This window comes from Delftia sp. WSY_12 (genome assembly GCF_043104645.1).
GTDB lineage: Bacteria > Pseudomonadota > Gammaproteobacteria > Burkholderiales > Burkholderiaceae_C > Comamonas > Comamonas tsuruhatensis.
In genome coordinates this window covers 163,518-190,485 of record NZ_JBICKW010000012.1, presented here as the reverse complement: position 1 = coordinate 190,485, position 26,968 = coordinate 163,518, and the positions used below count along the sequence as shown (strand labels likewise).

Sequence of the window (26,968 nt, the reverse complement as noted above, 5' to 3'; positions counted from 1 at the left end):
TGTGCCACGGCGCCCCTACAGCACGGCACGCATGTCGTCCGTGAAGGCGGCCGTGATGTCGTCCTGGCGTGCGCGCTTCCTGGCCACCATGGTGATGTCCACGTCATAGCTGAAGAGGGATTCGTCCAGCGCATGCAGCAGGCCGGCAGCCACATAGGGCGCTGCGTAATGTTCTGGCAGGTAGCCCAGGTGGGCGCCTGACAGGATGAGGATGGCGGCCGCCTCCATGTTGTCCGCCTCCGAGGTGACATGGCGCGGGCGCCCCGTCAGCGGCGCCTGCGGCAGTGGATAGGTGCGCCAGGTCCAGTCGGCTTCGCCCGCCTCCTGCGCGCCGATGCGGCCCGCGCGCGCGGCAAAGGGATGGCTGGCGCTGCAATAGGCCACCTGCCTTTCGCTGAACAGCCGCGTGTATTCCAGCGCCGGGGCGCGGTGCAGGAAATAGCCCACGGCGACCTGCAGCTCATCGCGCAGCAGCATTTCCTCCAGCTCGCGCGGCCCGCGCACCAGCACAGACAGGCGCACGGCCTCGTCGCGCTGGCGAAAGCGCTGTATGGCCCGCCCCATCAACGCGTTGTATTCCGTGGGTGCATTGCCGATCAGGCCGATGGCCAGGCTGCCGACCAGTTGCCTGTGCATGTTGCGCGCCTGCGCGCTGAATCCTTCCAGGCCCTGCAGCGCAGCGCGGGCCAGGTCGACGAAGCGCCGGCCCTTGGCCGTCAGGCGAAAGCCGCCGCGCCCGCGCTCGCACAGGCTGAACCCCAGGCGTGTCTCCAGCGTGGACAGCTGGCTGCTGAGCGTGGACTGCCCCACGCCAAGAATGGCCTGCGCAGCCGATACACCGCCCGCGTCGACGATGGCCAGAAAAACGCGCAGCAGCCGCAGGTCGAGATCTGAAACGGTATGGAGCATGGGGTTTTCACTCAGCAAAGATCGATGTTCATCGATGTTTGTAGATGGAACTTGAAATGGATGCAAGCCCGGCTGCTGTCTAGCATTCACGGCTGTTGCGGCGCGCTTCGGTTCACCGAAGCACGCTGCCAGCGCAGAACAAGAGGGGCGGTCCGTGACATTCACTTGCGTGAATACCGCTGTTTCAGAAGGACCCTGCACACGGGGTCGGAACAAAAGGGGAGAGAGACCATGGTGCTTGATATCTCGGTGGTAGTGATCTACGCGGCAGCCATGCTGCTGCTGGGCTGGTACGGCATGCGCCGCGCGAAGACGCAGGAGGATTTTCTCGTGGCGGGCCGCAACCTCGGGCCGGGCCTGTACATGGGCACCATGGCTGCCACGGTGATCGGCGGGGCCAGCACGGTGGGCACGGTACGCCTGGGCTACGTGTACGGCATCTCGGGCTTGTGGCTGTGCGCGGCTCTGGGTGCGGGCCTGCTGGTGCTGAACCTGTTCCTGGCCAAGCCCCTGCTCAGGCTGCGCATCTGCACCGTGACCCAGGTGCTGGAGCGGCGCTACAGCGCCCGCACCCAGCAGGCCAGCGCACTGGTGATGCTGGCCTATGCGCTGATGCTGGCGGCCACGTCGGTGATCGCCATCGGCACCGTGATGCAGGTGCTGTTCGACCTGCCTCTGTGGATCTCCATCCTGGTGGGCGGGGGCGTCGTGGTCATCTACTCGGCCGTGGGCGGCATGTGGTCGCTGACGCTGACGGACATCGTGCAGTTCGTGATCAAGACCGCGGGCCTGATGCTGATCCTGCTGCCCATCTGCCTGTACCGCGTGGGCGGCTGGGACCAGCTGGTTGCACGGCTGCCTGCGTCCAGCTTCGATGTCACACACATCGGCTGGGACACCATCGCCACCTACTTCGTGATCTATTTCTTCGGAATCATGATCGGCCAGGACGTGTGGCAGCGCGTGTTCACGGCCCGCAGCGAACGCGTGGCCGCCGTGGCGGGCAGCCTCGCCGGCCTGTACTGCGTGGTCTACGGGCTGATCGGCGCCCTGGTGGGCATGGCGGCGCGGGTGCTGCTGCCGGAACTGGACAACCCCAACAACGCCTTTGCCGCCATCGTGCAGGCCAGCCTGCCGGACGGCGTCCGCGGCCTGGTGATCGCTGCCGCGCTGGCCGCCATGATGTCCACCGCCAGCGCGGCCATGCTGGCGGGCTCCACCGTGCTGGCCGAAGACCTCGTGCCCCTGCTGCGGCAAGGCAAGCCGCTGGCCGATGTGCGCTGGCACCGGCTGCTGACGCTGCTGGTGGGCCTTGCCGTGCTGGGCATCGCCCTGGTGGTGGACGACGTGCTCAACGCCCTGACCACCGCCTACAACCTGCTCGTGGGCGGCATGCTGGTGCCGCTGATCGGCGCCATCTACTGGCGCCGCGCCACCACGGCCGGCGCCATTGCCAGCATGCTGCTGGGCTGCGCCACGGCAGTGGTCTTCATGGTCCGCGACGGATTAGCCGCCAACACGCCGATCTACGCCAGCCTGGCCATGAGCACGGCCAGTTTCATCCTCATCAGCCTGGCGCAGCGCTCGCAGCAGCGCTCCCTGTCGGGCATCCAATCCTGAACCAAGGGACACCCATGACCCTCTTTACTGCAGACAGGCTGGCGGCGCTGCGTGCGCGCTTCGGCGGAGACAACGAGTCCGTCATCCACGATCCGCATTTCCGCACCGTGGCCGCCCACATCATCGACGCCAGCGGCACGCGCAGCGCACCCTACGCAGGCATTCCCACGCTGCTGGATGCCCCCATGCACCCCATGGACTGGAGCCGCCCGGACTTCGGCGAACTGCAGGCCGCGCTGATCGGCGTGCCCATGGACCTGGGCATCAGCAACCGCAGCGGCTGCCGCTTCGGGCCCAGGGCGCTGCGCGCGATAGAGCGCGTGGGCCCCTACAACCATGTACTCAGATCCGCGCCCACGCGCGAGCTGCGCGTGGCGGACATCGGCGACGTGCCGCTATCCAGCCGCTACAGCCTGGAGCAGTCGCACCGCGACATAGAGTCGGCCTTCGCGAAGATCCATGCGGCCGGCGTGATTCCGCTGTCTGCGGGCGGAGACCACTCCATTACCCTGCCCATACTGCGCGCGCTGGGCCGCGACCGGCCACTGGCCCTGGTCCACTTCGATGCCCACTGCGATACTGGCGGCCCCTTCGACGGCAGCCGCTTCCACCACGGCGGCCCCTTTCGCCAGGCCGTGCTGGATGGCGTGCTCGACCCCACGCGGACCATCCAGATCGGCATACGCGGCGCGGCCGAATATCTCTGGGAGTTCTCCTACGAGTCGGGCATGACGGTGATCCACGCAGAGGACCTTCCCGCCCTGGGCGTGGACGGCGTCATTGCCCGTGCACGCGAGGTGGTGGGCGATGCGCCCGTCTACGTCTCCTTCGACGTCGACTGCCTGGACCCGGCCTTTGCGCCCGGCACGGGCACGCCCGAGGTGGGAGGCCTGACGGTGCGCGAAGCCCAGGCCATGGTGCGCGGCCTGGCCGGCATCCACATCGTGGGCGGTGACGTGGTCGAGGTCTCGCCCGCCTACGACGCCACCACCAACACCGCCCACGCGGGCGCGCAGATGCTGTTCGAAATCCTCAGCCTGATCTGCGCACGCCACGCCGACCGAGGCGCCGCAAGCCCTGTCTAGGTGCCCGCCCCGTCCCCGTGCCAGGTGGACGGCCCCATGCCCTCCGCCCCCGGCTCACGCAGCAGCTCCAGCGGCGTGCTGCCGTAGCGTGCCCTGAAGCGCCGGGAAAAATGCGCGAGCGAGTTGAAGCCGCAGCGCTGCGAGATTTCCGTGACGCCCAGCGTTCCCGGCTTCGCTGCGCGCAGCAGCGCATGGGCGCGCTCCAGTCGATAGTCCATGAGTTCGGCGCTGAGGCTGGTGCCTTCGCGCGACAGCCGCGATTGCAGCGAGCGCACGGAAAGTCCCAGCCTCGATGCCACGCGCTCCGGCCCCAGCGCCGGGTCCGGATATTGGCGGGCGATCAATTGGCGCACCCGGCACAACAGCACGTGCATGGGCGCGTCAGGCCGGGCTGCAGCCCTTTCGGCCCCAGCCTGCAGCACGGTCTTCAAGGTGTTGATGACCAGATCGGACAGCTGCGCGGACTCGCCCTCGGGCAGGGGAGCCTGCCATGCATGGATCAGTTGCATCTGCTGGACGAGCAGCTGCAACGACGCGCAGTCAGGCAGGCTGCGTGCCAGCAGTTGCGAAGCCATGCCTGCGCACGAATCGATCAGCGCCAGCGGCACGGCCAGCACGAGCAGGTCCACGGCTTCGTCCTGCCAGATGCGGTAGCCGCACCGCTCGTCCAGCAGGAACAGTTGGCCGGGCTGCGCATGCGACTCGCCGCCCGCAACCGCCGCGCCCGGCCCATCGAGCGCAGACACCCGGGCGCGGCCCTTGAGGTAGAGCAGGCACAGCAGGCTGGCCGGGCTCGCGCGCTGGCAACCCGCCTGCAGGCGCTGCATGCCGTGGCCCGCCGCCATCTGGATGCGGTTGAACACCACCGCGCCCACGCCACGCGATGTGAGCACGGCCTCGAAGCGCTCGGGCCGCGCCACCAGGGGCGTGTGCGGCATCTGCGCCTCACGGCTGGCATCGCTCCAGAATTGCGCTCGCCCCAGGGGGGCGACATGCATCGTGGACCACCGGTTGTATGTCATACATTCCTCGCCCGGCGCGCAGCGCGCGGCCTGTTTTTGTGAGGGGCTGTGCGGGGAAGTCGATCGCGCCCCGGGGACTCGGGCAGACGGACCGACGACAGGGCCACGCGGCAGCATGAACCCTGGATTTTCGGGATTCCGGCGCCATCAGGCCATTGGACCATTCTGAAAATCGGCAGTTGACCGGGATGAATTCCTAGGCCGTTGCGCCGAAGCGGCCCGGATCACCGCGCGATGGCTGGCAGCCGCTCGCTCCACAGCGTGGACTGGTTGCGGCCATTGCGCTTGGAGTAGTACAGCGCTGCGTCGGCACGCTCCAGGCAGCCCTGGGCCGAGGCATCGCTGCGCTGCAGCTCGTACACGCCCAGGCTGATGGTGATGTGCAGGTCTCCGGCCTTGCCCGCATCGATGGCCTGCCCGGCAATGGCTTCGCGCAGGCTTTCGGCGCGCCGCAGGCCCACCTCCGCATTGGTGTCGGACAGCAGCACGGCGAATTCCTCGCCGCCCAGCCGGCCCACCATGTCTTCCCTGCGCATCTCCTGCGCCACCGAGGCCAGCAGTTCCTTGAGCACGATGTCGCCCACCGCGTGGCCGTAGCCGTCGTTCACCTGCTTGAAGTGGTCTATGTCCAGCATGATCAGCGTGGAATGCGCGACCAGGCCGCTGCGCAGATGGTCCAGCTCCATCGCCAGCCGCTCCAGGAAGGCGCGGCGGTTGGGAATGCCCGTCAGCGCGTCGGTCAGCGCCAGCGTTTCCAGCTGGGATTCGCGCTGCTGCCGCTCCGTCGCATCGTGGAAGACCCAGCAATGGCCGATGGAGCGGTCGCCGTCGCGCAGCTGCATGCCCTCGATCTCCACATAGTGGCCATCGGGCAGCGCATGCAGGGAGCGGCCGGCCACGGGCCCTGCGCTGAGCACGTCCGCCACCGACGCCGGCAGCAGCTGGATCAGCGCCGGCATGCCCAGCCCCACAAGGGCGGCAGGCGCCATGTCCAGTTGCAGGGCAGCGGCCAGCATGCGGTTGGCCGCCAGCACATGGCGGCCCTGCGCGTCAGTGACCAGGATGCCTGCGGGAAAGCGGTCGATGATGGCCTCCAGCCGGTGCTGGGTCTCGGCCAGCGCGGTCTCGGCGCGCCGGCGCGCATCGGTGTCGATCATGGTCCAGATGACGCGGCCATCGTCCTCGTCGGGGTCCAGCAGCGAGCCCTGCATGTCGAACCAGTGGTCCGAGCCCGACGGCATGCGCAGGATCCATTCCGTGCGCACCGTGCCGCGTGCGTTGAGCTGCCCGTACAGCTGGCCGAAGCGTTCGAAACTCTCGTCGCTGACATGCAGCGAGCGCAGGTTCACGCCACCGGGCAGCCGCTCCGTCTCGATCTGGAAGGTCTGCGCCGCGCGCTCGTTGGCATAGAGGATTTCGCGCTGGGGACCGGCCATCACGATGAGGGCGCTGCCCCGGTCCAGCAAGGCCTTGATCAGGCGGGACTGCTCCACGCGCTGCTGTATGTCGGTGTGCGTGCCCAGCATGCGCACGGGCTTGCCGTCGGCATCGCGCTGGGTGATCTCGCCGCGCGACTCCACCCACAGCCAGCTGTCGGCCGAGCCGCGCAGCCGCATCTCCACACGGAAGTCGGCCCCGGCCTCGGCATGGCGCTGCAGCCGCGCCAGCACGCGCGCCCTGTCCGAGGGATGGACCATGGCGCAGAAGGCGTCGTAGTTCATGGGGAACTGGCCTGGCTCGAAGCCCAGCATCTGGTAGCAGCGCGCATCCCACTCCACATGGCCGCTGCGGCAGTCCCACTCCCACAGGCCGTCACGCACGGCACCCACCGTCAGGCGCAGGCGCTCCTCGCTGTGGCGTATGGATTCCTGTATGGCCTGGTCCTGCGTGACGTCGTGCACATAGCCATGCCACAGCAGCGAGCCGTCTTCCTCCTGCTGCGGCCGGGCGTGGCCGTGCAGCCAGCGCAGCTCGCCTCCAGGCCCGTAGACGCGGTATTTGTGCTCCCAGACATCCTTGCGCCCCACGCTGTCCTGCACCGAGGTCGCCAGGGCGGGCAGATCCTCGGGGTGCACGCGCTTGAGCAGTTCATGGTCGGCGAACCGGACGGCGTCGGCCCTTGCGCCATGCAGCTCGAAGAACCCCGGGCTGGTGAAGGGAAACTGGAACTGGCCATCCGCGCCGATGCGGAACTGGAACAGCCCCCCGGGCACCTCCTGCGCCAGCCGCGCGAAGCGCCGCTCGCCCTGCAGCCGCATGCGCTCGCTGAGCTGGCGCTGGCGCGCCAGCCACAGCGTCAGCAGTACGGCCAGCAGCAGCACCGCCGTGCCTATGCCATTGCGCAGCAGGCCGCGCTCCAGCGATTCCTCCAGCGATTCGAAGATGGCCTTCTTGTCCAGCCCTGCGCTGACGATCAGCGGATAGCCCTCCACCCTGCTCCAGGCATACATGCGCAGCACGCCATCGACCGAGGACTCGGCCTCGTAGGTGCCGCGCTCCATGGCCGGCGCGAACTGTGACACTCGCACATCGGAGACCGAACGCCCCATCACCTCGTCCTGTCCCTGCGAGCGCGCCAGATAGACACCGTCGGTGCGCAGCAGCAAGATCACGTCCTTGGCGCCATCGAAGATGGACTGGAAATACCCCGAGATGTAGTCGGGCGACAGCGACAGCACCAGCACGCCCGAGAAGCGCCCCTGGCGGTACAGCGCGCGGCTCAGCTGTATGGTCCATTTATGGGAGACGCGCCCCTGCACGGGCCGGCCGATGAACATCCCCATGGTCTCGCGGTTGGCATGGACCTGGAAATGCTCCCGGTCGCGGATCGAGACCTTGGCGGCCCGGGTCTGCGCATCCTGCTGCAGATTGGAGTAGACGATGTCCCCGCTCTCGTCGGCCACGGCGATCTGCAGGAAGGTGCCGGCCGGATAGGCATCGAAGGTGGTCTGCACGGCATGCTGAAAGACGTCGGCCTCGCCATCGGCAAAGTCGGACTCCAGGCCGCGCATGGTGTAGTCCAGGCCGGACAGCAGGGTCTGCACCTGCACCGAAACCGCATGCGACATCTGCCCCACGCGCAGCCAGGACTGGGCTTCGGTGAAGTTTCGCTGCGTGCGATGGCTGTCCACCAGCACCGTCCAGTACGCCACCGTGGCCAGCAGCACGCAGCACAGGCCTACCCAGACGGCCACGGCGGTCTGGGTGAGAGGTTCGGCGTTCAGCAGACGGAAAGGCTTTGCGCGCATATCGAACACCATGTTGAGTCACACAGACCCCGCGCCCTCAGGGGCGGTGGCCCGCAACAGGCCGCCGGGGAGCCATCAGACTGAGCGCAACAATTGTTTCACACACCAGCGCCCCGGCTTATCAGCTCAATCCGATCTTTGCGACAGTGCCCAGGCCACATGCTCGCGCACCATGGCGTCGGGATGTTCGGCGCGGCTGGCCAGCGCCTGGCGCAGTGCCGTATCGCCGGTTTCACGCCAGGCGTTTCCCAGCGCCACGGCCACGTTGCGCAGCCAGCGCGCATGGCCTATGCGCCGGATGGGACTGCCTTCGGTCAGGCGCAGGAAGGTCGCCTCGTCCCAGGCGAAGAAGTGCACCAGCTGCCCGCCAGCCAGGATCTCGCGCGCATCGAAATCAGGCAGGCGGCTGGGCTGGGCAAACTTGTTCCAGGGGCAGGCCAGCTGGCAGTCGTCGCAGCCATAGATGCGATTGGCCATCAGCGGCCGCAACTCCTCGGGAATGGCGCCCGCATGCTCGATGGTCAGGTAGGAGATGCAGCGCCGCGCATCCACCCGGTGCGGCGCCACGATGGCGCCCGTGGGGCAGGCCGTGATGCAGGCTGCGCAGCTGCCGCAGTGCGCGGTCACCGGCGCCGTGGGCTCCAGCGCCAGATCCACATAGATCTCGCCCAGGAAGAACATGGAGCCTGCCTCGCGGTTGAGCACCAGCGTGTGCTTGCCACGCCAGCCCTGGCCGCTGCGCCGGGCCAGCTCGGCCTCCAGCACGGGAGCGGAATCGGTGAAGGCGCGGTGGCCGAAGGGGCCGACCTCCTGGGCGATGCGCTCTGCCAGCTTCTGCAGCCGGTTGCGCAGCACCTTGTGGTAGTCACGGCCCCGGGCATAGACGGAGACGATGCCCTCGGCGGGCCGCTGCAGCCTCTCCCACTCCATGGCCTGCCAGGCGCCGGGCGCGTCGGCGGGCGTGTCGCGCGGCAGGTAGTCCATGCGGGCCGTGATCACGCTCACGGTGCCTGGCACCAGCTCGGCAGGCCGCGCGCGGCGCAGTCCGTGGGCCTGCATATAGTCCATCTCGCCATGGAACCCCTGGGCCAGCCACTGCATCAAACCCGGCTCCGCAGACGACAAATCCACGCCAGCCACGCCAATTTGGGAAAATCCCAGTTCGCGGGCCCAGCCTTGCATCAAAGGAACCAATTGACTGCTGCACAACATACTCCCTCGATTGTAGAAAGCGCCCGGCCGCAGGATGCGGAAACTGCGGGCCATCGCTGGATATGGGGCAGCGAGGAAGACACGCAGCGGTTTGCGCAGCAGCTCGCGGACCATCCGGCGCTGCGCAATGCCTACGTCACGCTGCACGGCGACCTGGGCGCCGGCAAGACCACGCTGGTGCGGCACTGGCTGCGCGCACTGGGCGTGCAGGGCCGCATCAAAAGCCCCACCTATGCCGTGGTGGAGCCGCACGAGGCGCCGGGCCTGTCCATCTGGCATTTCGACTTCTACCGCTTCGACGATCCGCGCGAGTGGGAGGATGCAGGATTTCGCGATATTTTCGCCAGCCCCGGTCTCAAGCTGGCAGAATGGCCCGAAAAGGCCGCAGCGCTTACGCCTGCGGCAGATATAGCTATTCATATCGAAGCAATCGACGAGACGCAGCGCCAGGTGAGCCTGATCGCCGGCACGCCCGTCGGACGCGCCGTGATCGAAGCACTCAAGGCATGAGCGACGCCCAATCCTTCTCCTATCCGTCCGGCCTGTCGCGCCGCAACCTGCTGCAGGCGGGCTCCATCGTGCTGCTGCTGGGCCGCCAGCACATTGCGCACGGCGCCACCATCGTGGCCGTGCGCGTCTGGCCTGCGCCAGAGTACACGCGCGTGACCATCGAGTCCGACCGGCCGCTGGCTGCCAAGCAGTTCTTCGTGGACCAGCCGCCTCGGCTGGCCGTGGACATTGAAGGCATCGACCTCAATCCCGCGCTGCGCGAGCTGGTCGCCAAGGTGCGCTCCGACGACCCCAACATCGCATCCATCCGCGTGGGCCAGAACTCGCCCAGCGTGGTGCGCCTGGTGATCGATCTCAAGCAGCCCGCCAAGCCCCAGGTCTTCACCCTGCAGCCGGTGGCGGCCTACAAGCACCGGCTGGTGTTCGACCTGTACCCGGCCAAGGCCGTGGACCCGCTGGAGGCGCTGATCAGCGAGCGTCTGCGTGATGCCTCCGGCGACGACACCGCCGTGGCGGCGGCACCTCCACCACCTCCACCACCTCCTGCACCCGCAATGCCCCGCCCCCCAGGCGCCGCGGCGCCGGCCCCCGACCCCCTGGGCGACCTGATCGCCCAGCACAGCGGCGGCCCGGGCGGCAAGACGCCTGCGCCGCCGCCTGCCGTGATCGCGCAGGCGCCGGCTCCCGCGGCTGCGCCGCGTCCTCCTGCCCCAGCGCCTGCGCCCGTTCCGGCCCCTGCCCCCATTGCCGCGCCCAACATCGCCACCTCGCGCCAGACCGACCGCATCATCATCGTGGCGCTGGACCCGGGCCACGGCGGCGAGGACCCCGGCGCCACCGGCCCCAGCGGCACGCGCGAGAAGGATGTGGTGCTCAAGATCGCTCACCTGCTGCGCGACCGCATCAACAACACCCGCATCGGCGGCAGCCCCATGCGCGCCTTCATGACGCGCGACGCCGACTTCTTCGTGCCGCTGGCCACCCGCGTCGAGAAAGCCCGGCGCGTTCAGGCCGACCTTTTCATCAGCATCCATGCCGATGCCTTCACCACGCCAGCTGCGCGTGGCGCCAGCGTCTTTGCGCTCAGCGACAAGGGCGCCTCCAGCACGGCCGCGCGCTGGCTGGCCAACAAGGAAAACCAGTCCGACCTCGTGGGCGGGCTGAACATGGGCTCGCAGGACCAGCACGTGCAGCGCATGCTGCTGGACATGAGCACCACGGCCCAGATCAAGGACAGCCTCAAGCTCGGCGGCGCCCTGCTGGGCGAGATCGGCAACATGGCCAAGCTGCACAAGCCGCGCGTGGAGCAGGCCGGCTTTGCCGTGCTCAAGGCGCCCGACATCCCCAGCGTGCTGGTGGAGACCGCCTTCATCAGCAACCCCGAGGAAGAAGCCCGGCTGCGCAGCAGCGCCTACCAGGTGCAGCTGGCCGACGCGCTGATGCGCGGCATCCGCAACTACTTCGCGCACAACCCGCCGCTGGCCCGCAGCCGCTCCGTCTGAGCCGCGAGGGTTGCCAGGCACGGCGGCATGCCGTCCGCCGCCGCTGTCGGACAGGCAGGACCGGACGCTTCCAAACCGCCCGGCCCCAGCTCGGGCAACTCTCCTACCACGGCCGCAGGCCGTGAATGAGAGCATGCCAACATGTTCCACACAATGCTTGCGCCACCATCCATCCGCCGAAGCAACGCAGGCCACGACAGGAGATGAACATGAAGACACGCCTTTATTCCATTGCCGCCGCTGCCGCCATTGCCTTGTTCTCTGCCGGCTGTTCCACCAACCCCAGCAACGCCCAGATCGGTACCGGCGTCGGCGCCGTGGCCGGTGGTGTGGTGGGTGACGCACTGTTCGGCAGCACGCTGGGCACCGTGGGCGGCGCAGCCGCCGGCGCACTCATCGGCAACGAGGTGGGCAAGCGCAACGACCGCCGCTGACCCCTGCCGCCGCCGTTCGGCCACTGAACGAAAAAGCCCCTTGCGCCATCACGGCGCAAGGGGCTTTTTGCTGGGCGCTGAAGGCTCAGGAAGCCGTCTTGGGCGCGCGGCCCGCGCGCCATGCGCCGAAGATGGCGATCAGGCCCGGCACCAGGATCAGGCCCCAGATGATCTTCTCCAGGTTCTCGCGCACCCAGGGCAGGTTGCCGAAGAAATAGCCGGCGGCGCTGATGCCGAACACCCAGACAATGGCTCCGCCCACGTTGAAGGCCGTGAACTTGCCCCGGTCCATGGCAGCCACACCGGCCACGAAGGGGGCAAAGGTGCGGATGAACGGCATGAAGCGGGCCAGCACGATGGTGATGCCGCCATAGCGCTCGTAGAACGCGTGGGCCTGGTCGAAGGCGCGGCGGTTGAACCAGCGCGAGTCCTCCCACTGGAACACCTTGGGCCCTATGTAGCGGCCTATGGTGTAGTTGCACTGGTCGCCCAGCACGGCCGCCACCAGCAGCACGGTGCAGGCGATCGAATAGTCCATGAGGCCCACGCCGCACAGCGCGCCGACGATGAACAGCAGCGAGTCGCCAGGCAGAAAGGGCATGACCACCACGCCCGTCTCCACGAAGACGATGAGAAACAGCAGCGCATACACCCAGGGTCCATAGGCCACGACGAAGGCCTCCAGGTGCTTGTCTATGTGCAGGATGAAGTCGATCAGGAACTGAATGATTTCCAAAAGAAGGTCCTCCGCGGCGGGCGCCGCACCGGCCCGTACTGTACTTCGCCGGCATGCCCCCACAGCCGAGCCAGAGCCAATCGCACCGCCGCGCACACCGGCGCTTGCATGGAACTACAAATGCTTGGAATCGCGCCTGTTTTGTTACACAACTTGATAAAACTCTACGAAAAACTCACGAGTGCGTCAGCTTTTTGCAGGCAAAGTCCTTGCATGCCGTCGGCACCGCCGGCCCGGCCTCACCACCATCATCAGGACAAAAGGAAGCAAGCCATGAACAAGACCCTTCGCACCTTCGAGCGCATGACTGAACGCAAGTCGGGCACCACCATGGGCCGCAGCCTGGCCGTCGCCGCCCTTGTGGCCGGCGCGCTGGCCCTGGGCGGCTGCGCCCACCGTCCCAACAACGCGCAGCTGGGCACGGGCGTGGGTGCCGTGGCCGGTGGCGTGCTGGGCAGTGCCCTGTTCGGCACCACGCTGGGAACCGTGGGCGGCGCGGCCGCCGGTGCGCTGGTCGGCAACCAGATGGGCAGCAACAGCGACCGCGCCGGCCGCCGCCGCTGAGGCCGCGCGGCCCCGGCCGCTCTCATCAAAGAGTGCCCCCGGCTCTGGCCTTTGTGGCCGGGGACGCCTCTTGGAGCCGCCTGTGCGGCTCCCTTTTTTGCGCGTGCCCAAGGCACTCCGACCCCATTCCCACAGGCCTCAAGCGGTGGATGCGAGCCCCTAGAATTGCCCTGTGAACGCATCCACCCCCTCCCCCGACACCCTTCCCCGCCGCCCCATCCGCGACCTGCCCGACGAGCTGATCAGCCAGATCGCGGCCGGCGAAGTCGTCGAGCGTCCTGCCTCGGTGGTGCGCGAACTCGTGGACAACGCCCTGGATGCCGGTGCCCGCCAGATCAACGTGCGGCTGCTGGCCGGCGGCGTGCGCCTGATCTCGGTGGAGGACGACGGCGGCGGCATCCCGCGCGATGAGCTGCCCGTGGCGTTGCGCCGCCATGCCACCAGCAAGATCACCGATCTGCACGACCTGGAGACCGTGGCCACCATGGGCTTTCGCGGCGAGGCGCTGGCGGCCATCTGCTCGGTGTCGGAGGCGTCCATTCTCTCGCGCCCTGCGGGCCAGGACTCGGCCTATCTGCTCGACGCGCGCAGCGGCGAGCTGCGCCCCGCCGCGCGCAACCAGGGCACGACGGTCGAGGTCAAGGAGCTGTTCTTCTCCACGCCGGCCCGCCGCAAATTCCTCAAGAGCGATGCCACGGAGCTGGCCCACTGCATCGAGTCCGTGCGCCGCCATGCCCTGGCCCGGCCCGACGTGGGCTTTGCCATCTGGCACGAAGGCAAGCTGGTCGAGCAGTGGCGTGCCGCCGGCAGCATGTCGGACGAAGCCCTTGCGCGCCGCCTGGGCGATGTGCTGGGCGACGCCTTCGTGCAGAACTCCGTGACCGTGGAGCACTGGTCGGGCGCCGTCCATGTCACGGGCCGCGCGGGCATTCCCGATGCGGCGCGCTCCCGGCCCGACCACCAGTTCTGCTACGTCAATGGCCGCTTCGTGCGCGACAAGGTGCTGACCCACGCCTCGCGCAGCGCCTACGAGGATGTGCTGCACGGCCACAAGCAGCCCGTGTATGCGCTGTATGTGGAGATCGACCCCGCGCGCGTGGACGTGAACGTGCACCCCACCAAGATCGAAGTACGCTTTCGCGACAGCCGCGAGGTGCACCAGGCCGTGCGCCACGCCATAGAGAACGCGCTGGCCGCACCGCGTGCCGCCGCAGCAGCCGCTGCGGCTGCCGAAGAGGCCGCGCGCACGCCCGAGCTTGCGCCCGCCGCTGCGGCAGCGCCGGCCACGGCGCCCAAGGCATCCATGCCCGCCTGGCCCCAGGCCCGCATGAGCTTTGGCGATGAGCAAGGCGGCCACAAGGTCAGCAATATGGCGGGGCTGTGGGCCCCCATGCGCGAGGCCGCAGCCGCAACGGTTGCAAGTCCGGCCCAGGCCTTGGCCGCCGAGCAGCCAGCCGTGCTCGCCGTACCCGCTGTGCCCACTGCTGCCCTGGCCCCCGTCAGCTACGCGCCCCCGGCTTACGCGCCGGCCGTCCAGTCCCCGACTGTTGCCGTTGCCGAGCCTGCTCCTGCGGATTTCTCTGCGCCCCGCACATCATCCGCAGCGGCCCCGGCAGCGTCCGACGAGCCCGTCTGGCCCCTGGGCCGCGCCGTCGCCCAGATCCACGGCGTCTACATCCTGGCCGAGAATGCCCAGGGCATGGTCGTGGTGGACATGCATGCGGCGCACGAGCGCATCGTCTACGAGCAGCTCAAGAATGCCGTCAATGCGGCAGAACAGATCCCCAGCCAGCCGCTGCTGATTCCCGCCACCTTCGCCGCCACGCCCGAGGAAGTGGCCACGGCCGAGGCCCATGGCGACACGCTGCAGGCGCTGGGCATGGAAGTCTCGCCCTTCTCTCCCAAGACCCTGGCCGTGCGTGCCGTGCCCGCCACCCTGGCCCAGGGCGATGCCGTGGAGCTGGCGCGCAGCGTGCTGGCCGAGCTGGCCCAGCACGACGCCAGCACCGTGGTGCAGCGCGCGCGCAATGAGATCCTGGCCACCATGGCCTGCCACGGCGCCGTGCGCGCCAACCGCCGCCTGACGCTGGACGAGATGAACGCCCTGCTGCGCCAGATGGAAGTCACCGAGCGATCCGACCAATGCAACCACGGCCGCCCCACCTGGCGGCAGATGAGCATGAAGGAGCTGGACGCGCTGTTCCTGCGCGGCCGGTAAACCGCCCCGGCAACACTCAGTCGCGCATTTTTGCGAAGGCCGCGAGCTGCTCGTACTTGCGGTCTTCCTCGGCGATCAGGCGCGCCAGGTCCTCGCGGCCCGTGGCCGGCACCATGCCGGCATCTTCCAGGCGCTTGCGCACGGCGGGCTCGGCCAGCGCCTCCTGCAGCGCAGCGGTGATGCGCTGGGCCGTGTCCGCAGGCAGGGCGCGCGGCGCCATCAGCGCAAACCAGCCCACCAATTCATAGCCGCGCAGCGGCGCCAGCTCGGCCATGGCCGGAACCTGGGGCAAGGCGGACAGGCGCTGCGCGCTGGTGACCGCCAGCGGCACGATGCGCCCGCTCTGCAGGAACGGTTGCGCCGCCGTGGGCGAGAGCACGGCCAGGTCCAGGCTGCCGCCCGCCAGGTCGCTGGTCAGCGGCGCCACGCCCCGGTAGGGCACATGGGCGATGGAGATGCCCGCGCGCTGGTTGAGCAGCTCTCCCGCGAAATGCAGGGTCGATCCCACGCCCGAGCTGCCGTAGCTGAACTTGCCGGGCTGGCGCTTCGCCAGCTCCAGCAAGTCGGCCATGCTCTTCACGCCCAGGCCGGGGCGTGCGGCCAGGATCAGCGGGCTGGTGGCCACCAGGCCCAGCGGCGTGAAATCGCGGCGCCCGTCATAGCGCTGCGCGGGGTTGACGATGCGCGTGGCCACCAGCTCGTTGCTGGCCCCCACCAGCAGCGTGTAGCCATCGGCCGGTGCCGAGGCCACGCGCTGGGCCGCAATGGCACCCGCCGCCCCGCCCACGTTGTCCACCACCACCGTGCCGCGCAGCCGCGCAGCCAGCCCATCCCCCACCACGCGCGCCGCCAGGTCCACCGATCCACCGGCCGGGTATCCGACGACCAGCTTCAAGGGCTTGGAGGGGAAGCTGCCCTGAGCAACGGCCGGCAGGACCAGCCCCAGCGCGGCCGCGCCCAGGAGGCTGCGGCGGCTCAGGACCTGGCGGGCCTCGGAGAAGAGAGGAAATGCAGTGCGCATGGTGGCAATCGCAGGTGAAGTCGTGAAAGGAATCCGGTGCGGGCGCGGCGCCTCAGGCGGCGGACAGAAAACGCCGGGCCAGCTTCACCCAGTAGGTGGCGGCCAGCGGCAGGATGCGGTCGTTGAAGTCGTAGCCGGGGTTGTGGACCATGCAGCCGCCCGTGCCATGGGTGTCGCCCACGCCGTTGCCCACGATCAGGTAGCTGCCCGGGCATTGTTCGAGCATGAAGGAGAAGTCCTCGCTGCCCGTCAGCGGCTGCAGGTCGGGGATCAGCGCCTGCTCGCCCAGCCAGTCGCGCGCCACCTCGCGGGCGAAGGCCGTACTGGCCGCATCGTTGACCAGGGCCGGATAGCGCCAGCGGTAGTCCACCACGGCCTCGGCCCCCAGCGTGGCGGCCTGGGCATGGGCCAGCGCGGTGATGCGTTCGCGCAGCAGGGCACGCACCTCGGGCCGGTAGGCGCGCACGGACAGGCGCAGCTCCACCTCGCCAGGGATCACGTTGGGCGCATCGCCGCCATGGATGGCGCCCACGCTGACCACGGCCATGTCGCGCGGATCGACATTGCGCGAGACCACGGTCTGCAGCGCCAGCACCAGGTGGGCCGCCGCCACCACCGGGTCGGCCGACAGATGGGGGGCCGAGCCATGGCCGCCCTTGCCGCGCACGGTGATGATCACCGTGTCCGACGAGGCCATGAACGAGCCCTCGCGAAAGCCGAACTGCCCCTCGGCAAAGCCCGGCATGTTGTGCAGCGCAAAGATGGCATCGCAGGGGAAGCGCTCGAACAGGCCGTCCTCCACCATCTTGCGGCCGCCGCCCAGGCCCTCCTCGGCCGGCTGGAAGATCAGGTGCAGCGTGCCGTCGAAGCCGCGTGCCTGGGCCAGCTCCCGCGCGGCGGCCAGCAGGATGGCGGTATGGCCGTCGTGCCCGCAGGCATGCATGCGGCCCGCATGGCGGCTGGCGTAGGGCAGGCCGGTCTGCTCGTGGATGGGCAGCGCATCCATGTCGGCGCGCAGGCCCAGCCGGCGCGTGCCCGAACCGCAGCGCAGCGTGCCGACCACGCCCGTGCCTCCCAGCCCTCGATGCACTTCATAGCCCCAGGAGGCCAGGCGCTCGGCCACCAAGTCGCTGGTGGCGAACTCCTCGAAGGCCAGTTCGGGATGGGCATGCAGGTGATGGCGCAGGGCCACCATCTCGGCCTGCGTGGCACGAATGCCGGCAAGCACCGGATCGGCGGCTTCGGCCGTGGTGGAAACGGGCGGGTCAATGTTCATGCCCGCAGTCTAGGAAGCGTGGGCAGCGGGCGGAAGACCGCCAGCGCCTGCCCTGCCAGGCATTGCCTGTCATCCCCCGGCATGCGCCGATCACAGCAATGGCAGGGATGGCGGCCATGGCACGAAACCTGCAAGATCGGCCCATGCATTCCCAGCCCCACCTCGATGCCGGTCCCGCCATGAAGCTGCACCAGATGCGCTACCTCGTCGCCGTGGCCGGCTGCGGCAGCGTGCGCGCCGCGTCACGCGCGCTGGGCATCACCCAGTCGGCCATCACCCAGGCTCTGCGCGAGCTGGAGGAAGGCCACCGCCTTGCGCTGTTCGAGCGCCAAAGCAGCGGCATCGTCCTCACGCCGGCCGGGCGCACGCTGCTGCGCCATGCCCAGCTGATCACCGGGCAGATGGCCCAGGCCGAGGATGAAATGGCCCGCCTGCGCGACACCTGCGCCGTGGCGCGCCTGTCCGTGGGCGTGACGCCCTGGGTGGGCCAGAGCCTGCTGCCCCATGTGCTGCGCGCCTTCCGCGCCGAACTGCCCCAGGTGCGGCTGGAGCTGTTCGAGGGCCTGTCGGCCGTGGCCCATCCGCGCCTGCGCGAAGGCACGCTGGACCTGCTGATCGGCCGCGTGCCCTCGGGCCCCTCGGGCGGCGACCTGCATGGCACGCCGCTGTTCCGCTACGACGCCACCGTCGTGGCCCGCACCGGCCACCCGCTGGCAGGCGCCCGTTCGCTGGCCGAGCTGATGGACTGCGACTGGCTGCTCAACTACACGCCGCCTGAAGAAGACGACCTGGTGCGGCGTCTGTTCCTGCGCCACGGCCTGCCCGTCCCCGTGGGCCACATCCACCTGGTGCATTCGGCATCGCTGCTGCTGCACCTGATCGCGCACAGCGACATGCTCTCGTTCTGCCCCTGGCCGCTGATCGAATCGGGCGTGCCCCAGGGCACCTTGGTGCCGTTGTCCCTGCGCGAGCAGTTCGAGCCCCACACCGTGGGCGTGGTCCAGCGCGGCCACGGCCCCCTGCCCTGGGTGGCCGAGCGCTTCGTGCACCACCTCATGGAGCAGGTCCACGCCTGCCGCCACAGCCCGGACCCGGTGCTGCAGCGCGTGTTCCGCTCCATCGACGTGCTGGCCTGAGGGTGCCTCAGCGCAGCGCGGCCTGGGCCACCGGCACGTCAGCCGGCACATCCCAGCCCCCGCCCAGCGCGCGGATCAGGCCCACGGCGGCCTGGTACTGCGCGGACTTCACCTGCAGCGCCTGGCGGCGGTTGCGCAGTTCGCTGCGGCGCGCATCCAGCAGGTCCAGCTGGCTGACGTAGCCGTTGCGGTAGCGCGTGTCCGACAGGCTGGTGGCGCGCTGGGCGGCCACCACGGCCTGGCCCTGCACGGTGGACTGCTCCTGCAGGATGCGGATGGACGACAGCTGGTCCTCCACCTCCTGGAAGGCCACCAGCGCCTGCTGGCGGTAGGCGGCCAGAGCGGCATCGAGCTGCGCGCCTGCGGCCTGCACACCGGCCTCGCGCCGGCCGCCGTCGAACAGCGGCAGCGACAGCAGGGCGCCCACGCCCCAGGAGCGCATGGACCACTTGAACAGGTCACCGACCTCGGGCGAGGCATGGCCGGCCGCGCCGGTCAGCGAGATGCTGGGGAACCATGCCGTCTTCGCCACGCCCACGCGCGACTGCGCGGCGAACACGGCGCGCTGGGCGGCCGAGATGTCGGGCCGGCGCATCAGCACCGTGGCCGGCACGCCGGCAGGGATGGCGGGCAGCGCCGTGGTCCAGGCACCTTCGCCCAGGCCGAAGCGCGAGGCCGAGTCACCCACCAGCACGGCCAGCGCATGCTCGACCTGGGCGCGCTGGCGGTCCAGTGCCAGCGCGTCCGATTCGGTGGCCGACAGCTCGGCCTGGATGCGCGCCACGTCCAGCTCGGCAATGTCGCCGGCCTGCAGCCGCCGCTCCGACAGGCGCAGCGTGTCGCGGTAGGCCTCCACGGTCTCGCGCATCAGGGCGCGCTCGGCGTCCAGCGCGCGCAGCTGCAGATAGGTCTGCGCGACCTCGGCCTGCACGGCCAGCCGCGTGCTTTGCAGCAGGGCCTCGCGGCCCTCGGCGTCCAGCCGCGATGCGTCGGCCGCCTGGGAAATGCGGCCGAACAGATCGACCTCATACGACAGGTTCAGCCCCGCATTGACCAGGGTGGCAGGCCGCGTGCCCGAGGCCTTGTCCAGCCCCGCGCCGCGCGTGGCCCCTGCGCCCAGGCCCAGTTGGGGCAGGCGCTCGGCATTGGCGCTGCGCGCCAGGGCGCGGGCCTCGGCCAGGCGTGCGGCCGCGGCCTGGATGCCCTGGTTGTCCAGCGTGGCCTTGTCCACCAGCGCGTTCAGCGCCGGGTCGGCAAAGGCCAGCCACCATTGGCCTCGTGCCTGGGCTTCAGCGGGCAGGGCCTGGGTCCAGCCCGCCTGCGGCGCGGCGCCTTGCTCCTTGAAGGCGGGGGCGGCCGGCAGCTCGGGCAGGCTCTGGGACACGCTGGCGCAGCCGGCCAGGGCCAGCGCCGCCACCAGGGGCAGCAGACGCCTGGACAGTTTCGAAAGCGATGGGATCTTCATGATCGGTTCCTGTTCTTGTGGTGTGGGCTCATTCATGCTCGCCACGCGCGGCAGAGGGCATGGGCAGCGCGCCGCCACCCGAGGCATGGCCGTGGGCGGGTGCATGTGCAGGGGCCTCTTCCTCCATCTCTGGACCATGCTGCTTGAGCGGCCGGTTGCCTGCCAGGCGGCGCATCAGCACGTAGAACACGGGCGTCAGGAACAGGCCGAAGGCCGTCACCCCGATCATTCCCGAGAACACGGCCACGCCCATGGCACGGCGCATTTCCGAGCCGGCGCCCGTGGACAGCACCAGGGGCAGCACGCCCATGACGAAGGCCAGCGAGGTCATCAGGATGGGGCGCAGGCGCAGCCGGCTGGCCTCGATGGCGGCCTGTATGGGCGTGCGGCCCTCGAACTCCAGCTCCCGCGCGAACTCCACGATCAGGATGGCGTTCTTCGCACTCAGCCCCACCAGCACGATGAGCCCGATCTGCGTGAAGACATTGCTGTCGCCGCCCGACAGCCAGACGCCGGTCATGGCCGCCAGCAGGCCCATGGGAACGATCAGGATGATGGCAATCGGCAGGGTCAGGCTCTCGTACTGCGCGGCCAGCACCAGGAACACCAGCAGGATGGCCAGCGGGAACACCAGCACCGCCGAATTGCCGGCCAGGATCTCCTGGTAGGTCAGGTCGGTCCATTCGAAATCGATGCCCTTGGGCAGGGTCTCGGCCGCGATGCGCTTGATGGCGTCCTGTGCCTGGCCCGAAGAGAAGCCGGGTGCGGCACCGCCGTTGATGTCGGCCGTGAGGTAGCCGTTGTAGCGCATGGCGCGCTCGGGGCCGAAGCTGGAATCCACCTTCATCAGCGCCGACAGCGGAATCATCTCGCCCGAGCTGGAGCGCACCTTGAGCATGCCCACGTCCTCGGCACGCGCGCGGTAGGGCGCGTCGGCCTGCACGCGGACGCTGTAGGTGCGGCCGAACTTGTTGAAGTCGTTCGCATACAGGCTGCCCAGGTAGATCTGCATGGTGTCGAAGATGTCCGTCACCGGCACGCCGAGCTGGCGCGCCTTGGTGCGGTCGATGTCGGCGTACAGCTGGGGCACGTTGACCTGCCAGCTGGTGAACATGCCGGTCAGCTCGGGCGTCTGGTAGGCCTTGGCCATGAAGGCCTTCACGGCCGCGTCCATCTGGTCATAGCCCAGGGAGGCGCGGTCTTCCAGCTGCAGCTTGAAGCCGCCCGTCGTGCCCAGGCCCGCCACGGGTGGCGGCGGGAACATGACGATGAAGGCGTCCTGGATGCCCGCGAAGGCCTGGTTGAGCTGGCCGGCCACGGCACCGCCGCTCTGGTCGGCGCGCTTGCGCTCGTCAAAGGGCTTGAGCGTGGCGAAGACGATGCCCGAGTTGGAGCTGTTGGTGAAGCCGTTGATGGACAGGCCCGGGAAGGCGATGGTGTCCTCCACGTTGGGGTTGTCCTTCATGATCTCGCCCATGCGGCGGATCACCTCGTCCGTGCGGTCCAGCGTGGCGCCGTCGGGCAACTGGGCAAAGCCGATCAGGTACTGCTTGTCCTGCGCGGGCACGAAGCCCGAAGGCACGGCCTTGAACAGGCCGAAGGTCACGGCGATCAGCGCCAGGTAGATGGCCAGCATTAGCGCCTTGCGCGAGATCACGCGGCCCACGCCGCCGCTGTAGGCCTCGGAGCCCCGGTGGAACATGCGGTTGAAGCCGCGGAACAGCCAGCCGAAGGCCCGGTCCATGCCGCGCGTCAGCGCGTCCTTGGGCGCATCGTGGCCGCGCAGCAGCAGGGCCGCCAGCGCGGGCGACAGGGTCAGCGAGTTGATGGCCGAGATCACCGTGGAGATGGCGATGGTCACCGCGAACTGCTTGTAGAACTGGCCCGTGAGGCCGCTGATGAAGGCCAGCGGCACGAACACCGCCACCAGCACCAGGGCGATGGCGATGATGGGCCCGGACACTTCGCGCATGGCGCGGTAGGTGGCGTTGCGCGGCGTGAGACCGGCCTCGATGTTGCGCTCCACGTTCTCGACCACGACGATGGCGTCATCCACCACGATGCCGATGGCCAGCACCAGGCCGAACAGGCTCAGCGCGTTGATGGAAAAGCCCAGCAGATGCAGCACGGCAAAGGTGCCGATCACCGACACCGGCACGGCCAGCAGCGGGATGATGGAGGCGCGCCAGGTCTGCAGGAACAGGATCACCACCAGCACCACGAGCACGATGGCCTCCAGCAGCGTGTGCACCACCGATTCGATGGAGGCGCGCACGAACTGCGTGGGGTCGTAGGCGATGCGGTACTCCAGGCCCTCGGGCATGTTCTTGTTCAGGGCCTCCATGGTCTTGCGCACGTTGGCCGAGATCTCCAGCGCATTGGAGCCCGGCGCCTGGAACACGCCCATGCCCACGGCCGGGTCGTTGTTTAGCAGCGAGCGCAGCGAATAGTCGGCCGCGCCCATCTCCAGGCGGCCGATGTCGCGCAGGCGGGTCACGGCGCCGTCGGCGCCGCTCTTGACGATGATGTCGCCGAAGTCCTCCTCGCTTTGCAGGCGGCCCTGGGCGTTGATGGACAACTGCATGTCCACGCCCGGCAGTCCCGGCGAGGCGCCGACCACACCGGCCGCAGCCTGCACGTTCTGGCCACGGATGGCGGCCACCACATCGCTGGCCGACAGGCCGCGCTGCGCCACCTTCTGCGGGTCCAGCCACACGCGCATGGCGTAGTCGCCACCGCCGAAGATCTGGATTTGGCCCACGCCCTCGATGCGCGCCAGCGGGTCCTTCACGTTCAGCACCGCGTAGTTGCGCAGGTAGTTGATGTCATAGCGCTGGTTGGGCGAGACAAGGTGCACCACCATGGTCAGGTCGGGGGCGCTCTTGACCGTGGTGATGCCCAGGCGGCGCACCTCTTCCGGCAGGCGCGGCTCGGCCTGCGAGACGCGGTTTTGCACCATCTGCTGCGCCTTGTCGGGGTCGGTGCCCAGGCGGAAGGTGACGGTCAGCGTCATCACGCCGTCGCTGGTGGCCTGGCTGCCCATGTAGAGCATGCCTTCGACGCCGTTGATCTGCTCTTCCAGCGGCGTGGCCACGGTCTCGGCGATCACCTTGGGATTGGCGCCCGGGTACTGGGCGCGCACCACCACGGATGGCGGCGCGACCTCGGGGTATTCCGAGATCGGCAGCCCGCCCATGGCGATCAGGCCGGCGATCAGCATCAGCAGCGAAAGCACGCCCGCGAAGATCGGCCGGTCAATGAAGAATTTGGATAGGTTCATGGTGTTTGGCTCCGCCACGGCAAAGCGCGGCCCATGCCGCCTGCGGTCAGGCGGCATTTCAGAGGCAGGAAAGGTGTGCGGCTAGATCAGGACTTGGTTGCGTCAGCCACTTGTTCGGCTGCCTGCCGGGTGCCCGGCTGGCGGGCATCGGCCCGCGCATCCATGGACACCTCCTTGGGCGCGACCAGGGCGCCGGGGCGGATGTGCTGCAGGCCGTTGACCACCACGCGCTCGCCAGGCTGCAGGCCCTGGGTCACGTTGCGCAGGCCGTTGACCGAGGCGCCCAGCACCACCTCGCGGTAGACGGCCTTGTTGTCGCCGCCCACCACCATCACGTACTTCTTGCTCTGGTCCGTGCCGATGGCGCGCTCGCTGACCAGCAGCATGCTGCTGTCGCGCGCCTGGCCCATGCGGATGCGGGCGAACTGGCCGGGCATGAGGGCGCCGTCCTTGTTGTCGAAGGCCGCGCGCACGCGCACCGTGCCGCTTCGGGCATCGACCTGGTTGTCGATCAGCTGCAGCCGGCCCTCGAAGGGCGTGCTGCCGGCCGTGGCCGTGCCCATCTGCACGGGAATGCTGTCGATCCTGGCGCGGTTGCCCGCGCCGCCGCCCAGCTCCTTGAGCGCGCGCGTGATGACCTGCTCATCGGCATCGAAGCTCGCATAGATGGGGCTGACCGAGACCAGCGTGGTCAGCACCGGCGCGCCCGGGCCTGCGGCCACCAGGTTGCCCACGGTGATCTCGCGCTTGCCGATGCGGCCCGACACGGGGGCGCGCACCTGGGTGTAGCCCAGGTTCAGCCGCGCCGATTGCAGGGACGCCTGGGCCGCGCGCAGATTGGCCTCGGCCTCGCTGCCTGCGTTGATGCGCTCGTCCAGCTCGCGCTGGGCAATCGCCCGCTCGTCCCACAGGCGGCGTGCACGCTCCTGCTCGCTGCGCGCATAGGACTGGCGCGCTTGGGCCGAGGCCACCTGGGCTTCGGCCCGCTCGACCTCGGCCGCATACGGTGCGGGGTCGATGGTGATCAGCAGATCGCCCTGCTTGACCAGCGCGCCCTCGCGAAAGTGCACGGCCTGCACGGCGCCGGCGACGCGGGAGCGGATGTCCACGCGCTCCACGGCTTCAAGGCGGCCCGAGAACTCGTCCCAGGCGGTGACCTCGCTTTCGGCGACCGTGGCCACCGACACAGGCGTGGCGGCGGGCTGGGCGCTGGCGGGCGCGTCATCGGCCTTGGCATCGAAGCCGTGCAGGCCGAACAGGCCGGCGCTGACGGCGAGGATGGCCGCTGCGGCGGCCGGCAGCTTCCAGCCCTTGCGCTGGGCCGAGGCGGAAGAAGAGGGTGAGGAGGATGAGGTGGATTGGGTGGACATGGTGTTTTTTTGCGTAATTCAGGGAACACGATGCCCGCCCGGCGCCTGAACGCGCCGGGAAGGCGGAATCGAAATGGAAAAACGGGGGCAGCAAGGTTCGCCGGCTGCGGCGGCGCGGGGCCTAGCCCGGTGCTGCGGGCTTGTTCATGGTGGCCTCGAAGAAGTCATGCACATGCTGGAACACGGCGGCGCTGCAGGCCGTACAGGCCTCGGCCTCGGACAGGGCCTGCGGCCAGTTCGACGCGCTGGGCAGCACATGGCTGCTGGCCGTCACGCCGGCCGCGCGCAGGCGGGCCGCATAGGCCTGGGCCTCGTCGCGCAGCGGGTCGTCGCCACCCACCAGCACCAGAGCCGGCGGCAGCTGGGCCAGGCGCAGCGAGCTGCCGGGCACGGCATAGGGATGCATGGCGTCCTTGGGGCAGCTCAGGTACTCGCGCCAGCCCGTGGCCCAGCGGCATTCGCCGGCCTCGGGCGTGGCCTCGCGCTGCGAGGCGGTGCCGGTGCAGGGATCGAGCATGGGCGACACCAGGATCTGGCCTGCCAGCGGAGGGTGGCCCCGGTCTCGCGAGATCACGGCCACGGCGGCGGCCAGGTTGCCGCCGGCTTCTTCACCCGCGAGGAACAGCGGCGCGCCCTTGCCCGCCATCTTCACGCGGTGCTTGTACAGCCACTGCAGCACGGCGTAGCCCACCTCGATGGGCTGGGGAAACGGATGCTCGGGCGCCAGCGGATAGGCCAGCGACACCACGACGGCGCCCGCCTCGGCCAGCAGCCGGCCGATGTAGCGCCCGTTGTCCAGCGTGCCGCAGACAAAGGTGCCGCCATGGAAATGCAGCACCAGAGGCGAAATCGTGCCTGGCCTGCGCTGGCCATAGGCGCGCGCAGCCACGGTGCCGTGCTCGGGCAGCTCGATGGAGAATTCTGTTTCGGCAATCTGCGCCCCGACGGCGGGGCCGTTCGGAGGCGACGAGGAAGTGGACATGGCGCGAACCTGCGGCAATAGTCGATGGTTGGAATATAGGCGGCGCCGGCCATGTCTGAAATAGCAACGCAGCCATCGCTCTGTTTCCGTTTCACGAACAATCGCCCGATACCGCGCATGTGAGAATTCCGCCGAGCCGGCATTCCCTTGCCGGGCGCTGCAGGAGCAACTTTCCATGGACCAGATCCAGGCCATGCGTGTCTTCGTTCGCGTGGTGGAAGCCGGCAACTTCACCCGCGCCGCCGATTCGCTGGACCTGCCCAAGGGCACGGTCACCAAACAGATCCAGGCGCTGGAGGCGCGCGTGCGCGTCAAGCTGCTCAACCGCACGACGCGGCGCGTCACCGTCACGCCCGATGGCGCCGCCTACTACGAACGCGCGGCACGCCTGCTCAACGACTTCGACGATCTCGAAGCCAGCATGGTCAACACCCAGACCGCGCCCAGCGGGCGGCTGCGGCTGGACGTGGGCAGCTCCATGGCCCGGCTGATCATCATTCCGGCGCTGACCGAATTCTGCGAACGCTATCCCGACATACAGATCGACCTGGGCGTGGGCGACCGCCTGGTGGACCTGATCAGCGACAACGTGGACTGCGTGATCCGCGGGGGCGAGCTCAGCGACCAGTCCCTGGTGGCGCGCCGCATCGGCTCGATGAACTGGGTCACCGTGGCCTCGCCCGCCTACCTGGCACGCCATGGCGTGCCCCAGCATCCGTCCGAACTGGATACGAAGCACCAGATCGTCGCCTTCTTCTCGGGCCATACGCGGCGCATGTACCCGCTGGAATTCCAGCGGGGCGATGAATCCATCGAGGTGGCGGGCAACTACCGCATCGCGGCCAACGACAGCAATGCCTACACGGCCGCCGTGCTGGCGGGCTTTGGCATCGCGCAGCTGGTCACGGCCTTTGCCCAGCCGCTGATCGACAGCGGCGAACTGGTCGAGGTCCTGCCCGAGTGGACCCAGCCGCCGCTGCCCATACACGTGGTCTACCCGCCCAACCGCCACCTCAGCGCCAAGGTGCGGGCCTTCGTGGACTGGGCGGCCGACCTGTTCGCGCGCCATCCCCAGCTGCAGCGCAGCTGAAAGGCCGGCGATGGGATGGCCGGGCGGGCCCAAGCCCCGTCCGGCTGCAAGGCCTTCCCAGCCACTCTTCATGTCAGCGGGCATGGCGCCAGCCATTCCCATTCGCCATGACCATGCACGCCACCGGATACGGCCGATCCAGGAGCCTGCCTGCCCGCCCACTGCTGCACGCAGCTTTCTGCCATGCACCAAATACCGTCAACCCCCTCTGAAGATGCACCGAAACACGGCACGAAGGCACCAAGCTCGGGCGCCGTTCACCAAAACGATGCATGACGGCATAACTTT

Annotated in this window: 20 protein-coding genes; 9 read left to right on the top strand and 11 right to left on the bottom strand. The window is 69.0% G+C overall.

Features of this window, described 5'->3' with window-relative positions:
• Window positions 1-15: 15 nt before the first annotated feature.
• Window positions 16-909, bottom strand: coding sequence for a LysR family transcriptional regulator (locus tag ACF8LI_RS06405; RefSeq protein ID WP_016447656.1), 894 nt, complete (start codon window positions 907-909; stop codon window positions 16-18).
• 231 nt (window positions 910-1,140) lie between these two features.
• Between ACF8LI_RS06405 and ACF8LI_RS06400 the strand changes: the two genes are divergently transcribed.
• On the top strand, window positions 1,141-2,529 hold the full coding sequence (locus tag ACF8LI_RS06400) for a sodium:solute symporter (protein ID WP_392414728.1): 1,389 nt from the start codon (window positions 1,141-1,143) through the stop codon (window positions 2,527-2,529).
• Window positions 2,530-2,543: 14 nt separating this feature from the next.
• The gene (gene speB / locus ACF8LI_RS06395) at window positions 2,544-3,614 is read left to right on the top strand and encodes an agmatinase (protein WP_016451242.1); all 1,071 of its coding nucleotides are present in this window, start codon (window positions 2,544-2,546) and stop codon (window positions 3,612-3,614) included.
• Here the strand turns inward: speB and ACF8LI_RS06390 are convergent.
• The 3 genes from ACF8LI_RS06390 to queG form a co-directional block, all read right to left on the bottom strand.
• Entirely contained in the window at window positions 3,611-4,612 is a 1,002-nt protein-coding gene (locus ACF8LI_RS06390) for a helix-turn-helix transcriptional regulator (protein ID WP_074921003.1), read from the bottom strand. The genes speB and ACF8LI_RS06390 overlap by 4 nt on opposite strands.
• Window positions 4,613-4,860: 248 nt before the next feature.
• A complete protein-coding gene (locus tag ACF8LI_RS06385; RefSeq protein ID WP_016451240.1) occupies window positions 4,861-7,896 on the bottom strand; it encodes a diguanylate cyclase in 3,036 nt (1,011 codons plus the stop codon).
• Between the two features lie 114 nt (window positions 7,897-8,010).
• Complete coding sequence (gene queG / locus ACF8LI_RS06380) at window positions 8,011-9,066, bottom strand: tRNA epoxyqueuosine(34) reductase QueG (protein WP_034399415.1); 1,056 nt, start codon at window positions 9,064-9,066, stop codon at window positions 8,011-8,013.
• 12 nt (window positions 9,067-9,078) lie between these two features.
• On the opposite strand from queG, the gene tsaE reads away from it, so the two are divergent.
• From tsaE to ACF8LI_RS06365, 3 genes are all read left to right on the top strand, one after another.
• Complete coding sequence (tsaE, locus tag ACF8LI_RS06375; protein WP_016447663.1) at window positions 9,079-9,606, top strand: tRNA (adenosine(37)-N6)-threonylcarbamoyltransferase complex ATPase subunit type 1 TsaE; 528 nt, start codon at window positions 9,079-9,081, stop codon at window positions 9,604-9,606.
• Entirely contained in the window at window positions 9,603-11,108 is a 1,506-nt protein-coding gene (locus ACF8LI_RS06370; protein WP_312840772.1) for an N-acetylmuramoyl-L-alanine amidase, read from the top strand. The genes tsaE and ACF8LI_RS06370 overlap by 4 nt, the downstream gene beginning before the upstream one ends.
• A 209-nt stretch (window positions 11,109-11,317) precedes the next feature.
• Window positions 11,318-11,542 (top strand): glycine zipper domain-containing protein, encoded by a 225-nt coding sequence (locus ACF8LI_RS06365; protein ID WP_016447665.1) that lies wholly within the window; start codon window positions 11,318-11,320, stop codon window positions 11,540-11,542.
• An 85-nt stretch (window positions 11,543-11,627) separates the two neighbouring features.
• Here the strand turns inward: ACF8LI_RS06365 and ACF8LI_RS06360 are convergent, their stop codons facing one another.
• Complete coding sequence (locus ACF8LI_RS06360; RefSeq protein WP_016447666.1) at window positions 11,628-12,278, bottom strand: DedA family protein; 651 nt, start codon at window positions 12,276-12,278, stop codon at window positions 11,628-11,630.
• 273 nt (window positions 12,279-12,551) lie between these two features.
• On the opposite strand from ACF8LI_RS06360, the gene ACF8LI_RS06355 reads away from it, so the two are divergent.
• Together ACF8LI_RS06355 and mutL are read left to right on the top strand one after the other, a co-directional pair.
• Entirely contained in the window at window positions 12,552-12,842 is a 291-nt protein-coding gene (locus ACF8LI_RS06355) for a glycine zipper 2TM domain-containing protein (protein WP_016451238.1), read from the top strand.
• Window positions 12,843-13,014: 172 nt separating this feature from the next.
• Complete coding sequence (gene mutL, locus ACF8LI_RS06350; protein WP_016451237.1) at window positions 13,015-15,060, top strand: DNA mismatch repair endonuclease MutL; 2,046 nt, start codon at window positions 13,015-13,017, stop codon at window positions 15,058-15,060.
• A 16-nt stretch (window positions 15,061-15,076) separates the two neighbouring features.
• Here mutL and ACF8LI_RS06345 read toward each other — a convergent pair whose 3' ends face one another.
• Together ACF8LI_RS06345 and ACF8LI_RS06340 are read right to left on the bottom strand one after the other, a co-directional pair.
• A complete protein-coding gene (locus ACF8LI_RS06345) occupies window positions 15,077-16,081 on the bottom strand; it encodes a Bug family tripartite tricarboxylate transporter substrate binding protein (protein WP_392414729.1) in 1,005 nt (334 codons plus the stop codon).
• Window positions 16,082-16,133: 52 nt separating this feature from the next.
• Entirely contained in the window at window positions 16,134-17,357 is a 1,224-nt protein-coding gene (locus ACF8LI_RS06340; protein ID WP_070080928.1) for a M20 aminoacylase family protein, read from the bottom strand.
• Between the two features lie 116 nt (window positions 17,358-17,473).
• Here ACF8LI_RS06340 and ACF8LI_RS06335 point away from each other — a divergent pair, with 116 nt between their 5' ends.
• Window positions 17,474-18,493 (top strand): LysR family transcriptional regulator, encoded by a 1,020-nt coding sequence (locus tag ACF8LI_RS06335; protein WP_074921123.1) that lies wholly within the window; start codon window positions 17,474-17,476, stop codon window positions 18,491-18,493.
• Between the two features lie 7 nt (window positions 18,494-18,500).
• Here the strand turns inward: ACF8LI_RS06335 and ACF8LI_RS06330 are convergent, their stop codons facing one another.
• From ACF8LI_RS06330 to ACF8LI_RS06315, 4 genes are all read right to left on the bottom strand, one after another.
• Window positions 18,501-19,958 carry an efflux transporter outer membrane subunit gene (locus ACF8LI_RS06330; protein ID WP_392414730.1) on the bottom strand — a complete coding sequence of 486 codons (1,458 nt, stop codon included), beginning with the start codon at window positions 19,956-19,958 and terminating at the stop codon, window positions 18,501-18,503.
• 28 nt (window positions 19,959-19,986) lie between these two features.
• Entirely contained in the window at window positions 19,987-23,238 is a 3,252-nt protein-coding gene (locus ACF8LI_RS06325; RefSeq protein ID WP_392414731.1) for an efflux RND transporter permease subunit, read from the bottom strand.
• An 86-nt stretch (window positions 23,239-23,324) separates the two neighbouring features.
• Window positions 23,325-24,608 carry an efflux RND transporter periplasmic adaptor subunit gene (locus tag ACF8LI_RS06320; RefSeq protein WP_016447674.1) on the bottom strand — a complete coding sequence of 428 codons (1,284 nt, stop codon included), beginning with the start codon at window positions 24,606-24,608 and terminating at the stop codon, window positions 23,325-23,327.
• Window positions 24,609-24,729: 121 nt separating this feature from the next.
• A complete protein-coding gene (locus ACF8LI_RS06315; RefSeq protein WP_016451230.1) occupies window positions 24,730-25,590 on the bottom strand; it encodes an alpha/beta hydrolase in 861 nt (286 codons plus the stop codon).
• A 175-nt stretch (window positions 25,591-25,765) separates the two neighbouring features.
• On the opposite strand from ACF8LI_RS06315, the gene ACF8LI_RS06310 reads away from it, so the two are divergent.
• Window positions 25,766-26,680 carry a LysR family transcriptional regulator gene (locus ACF8LI_RS06310; RefSeq protein WP_012206938.1) on the top strand — a complete coding sequence of 305 codons (915 nt, stop codon included), beginning with the start codon at window positions 25,766-25,768 and terminating at the stop codon, window positions 26,678-26,680.
• The last annotated feature ends 288 nt before the right edge of the window (window positions 26,681-26,968 follow it).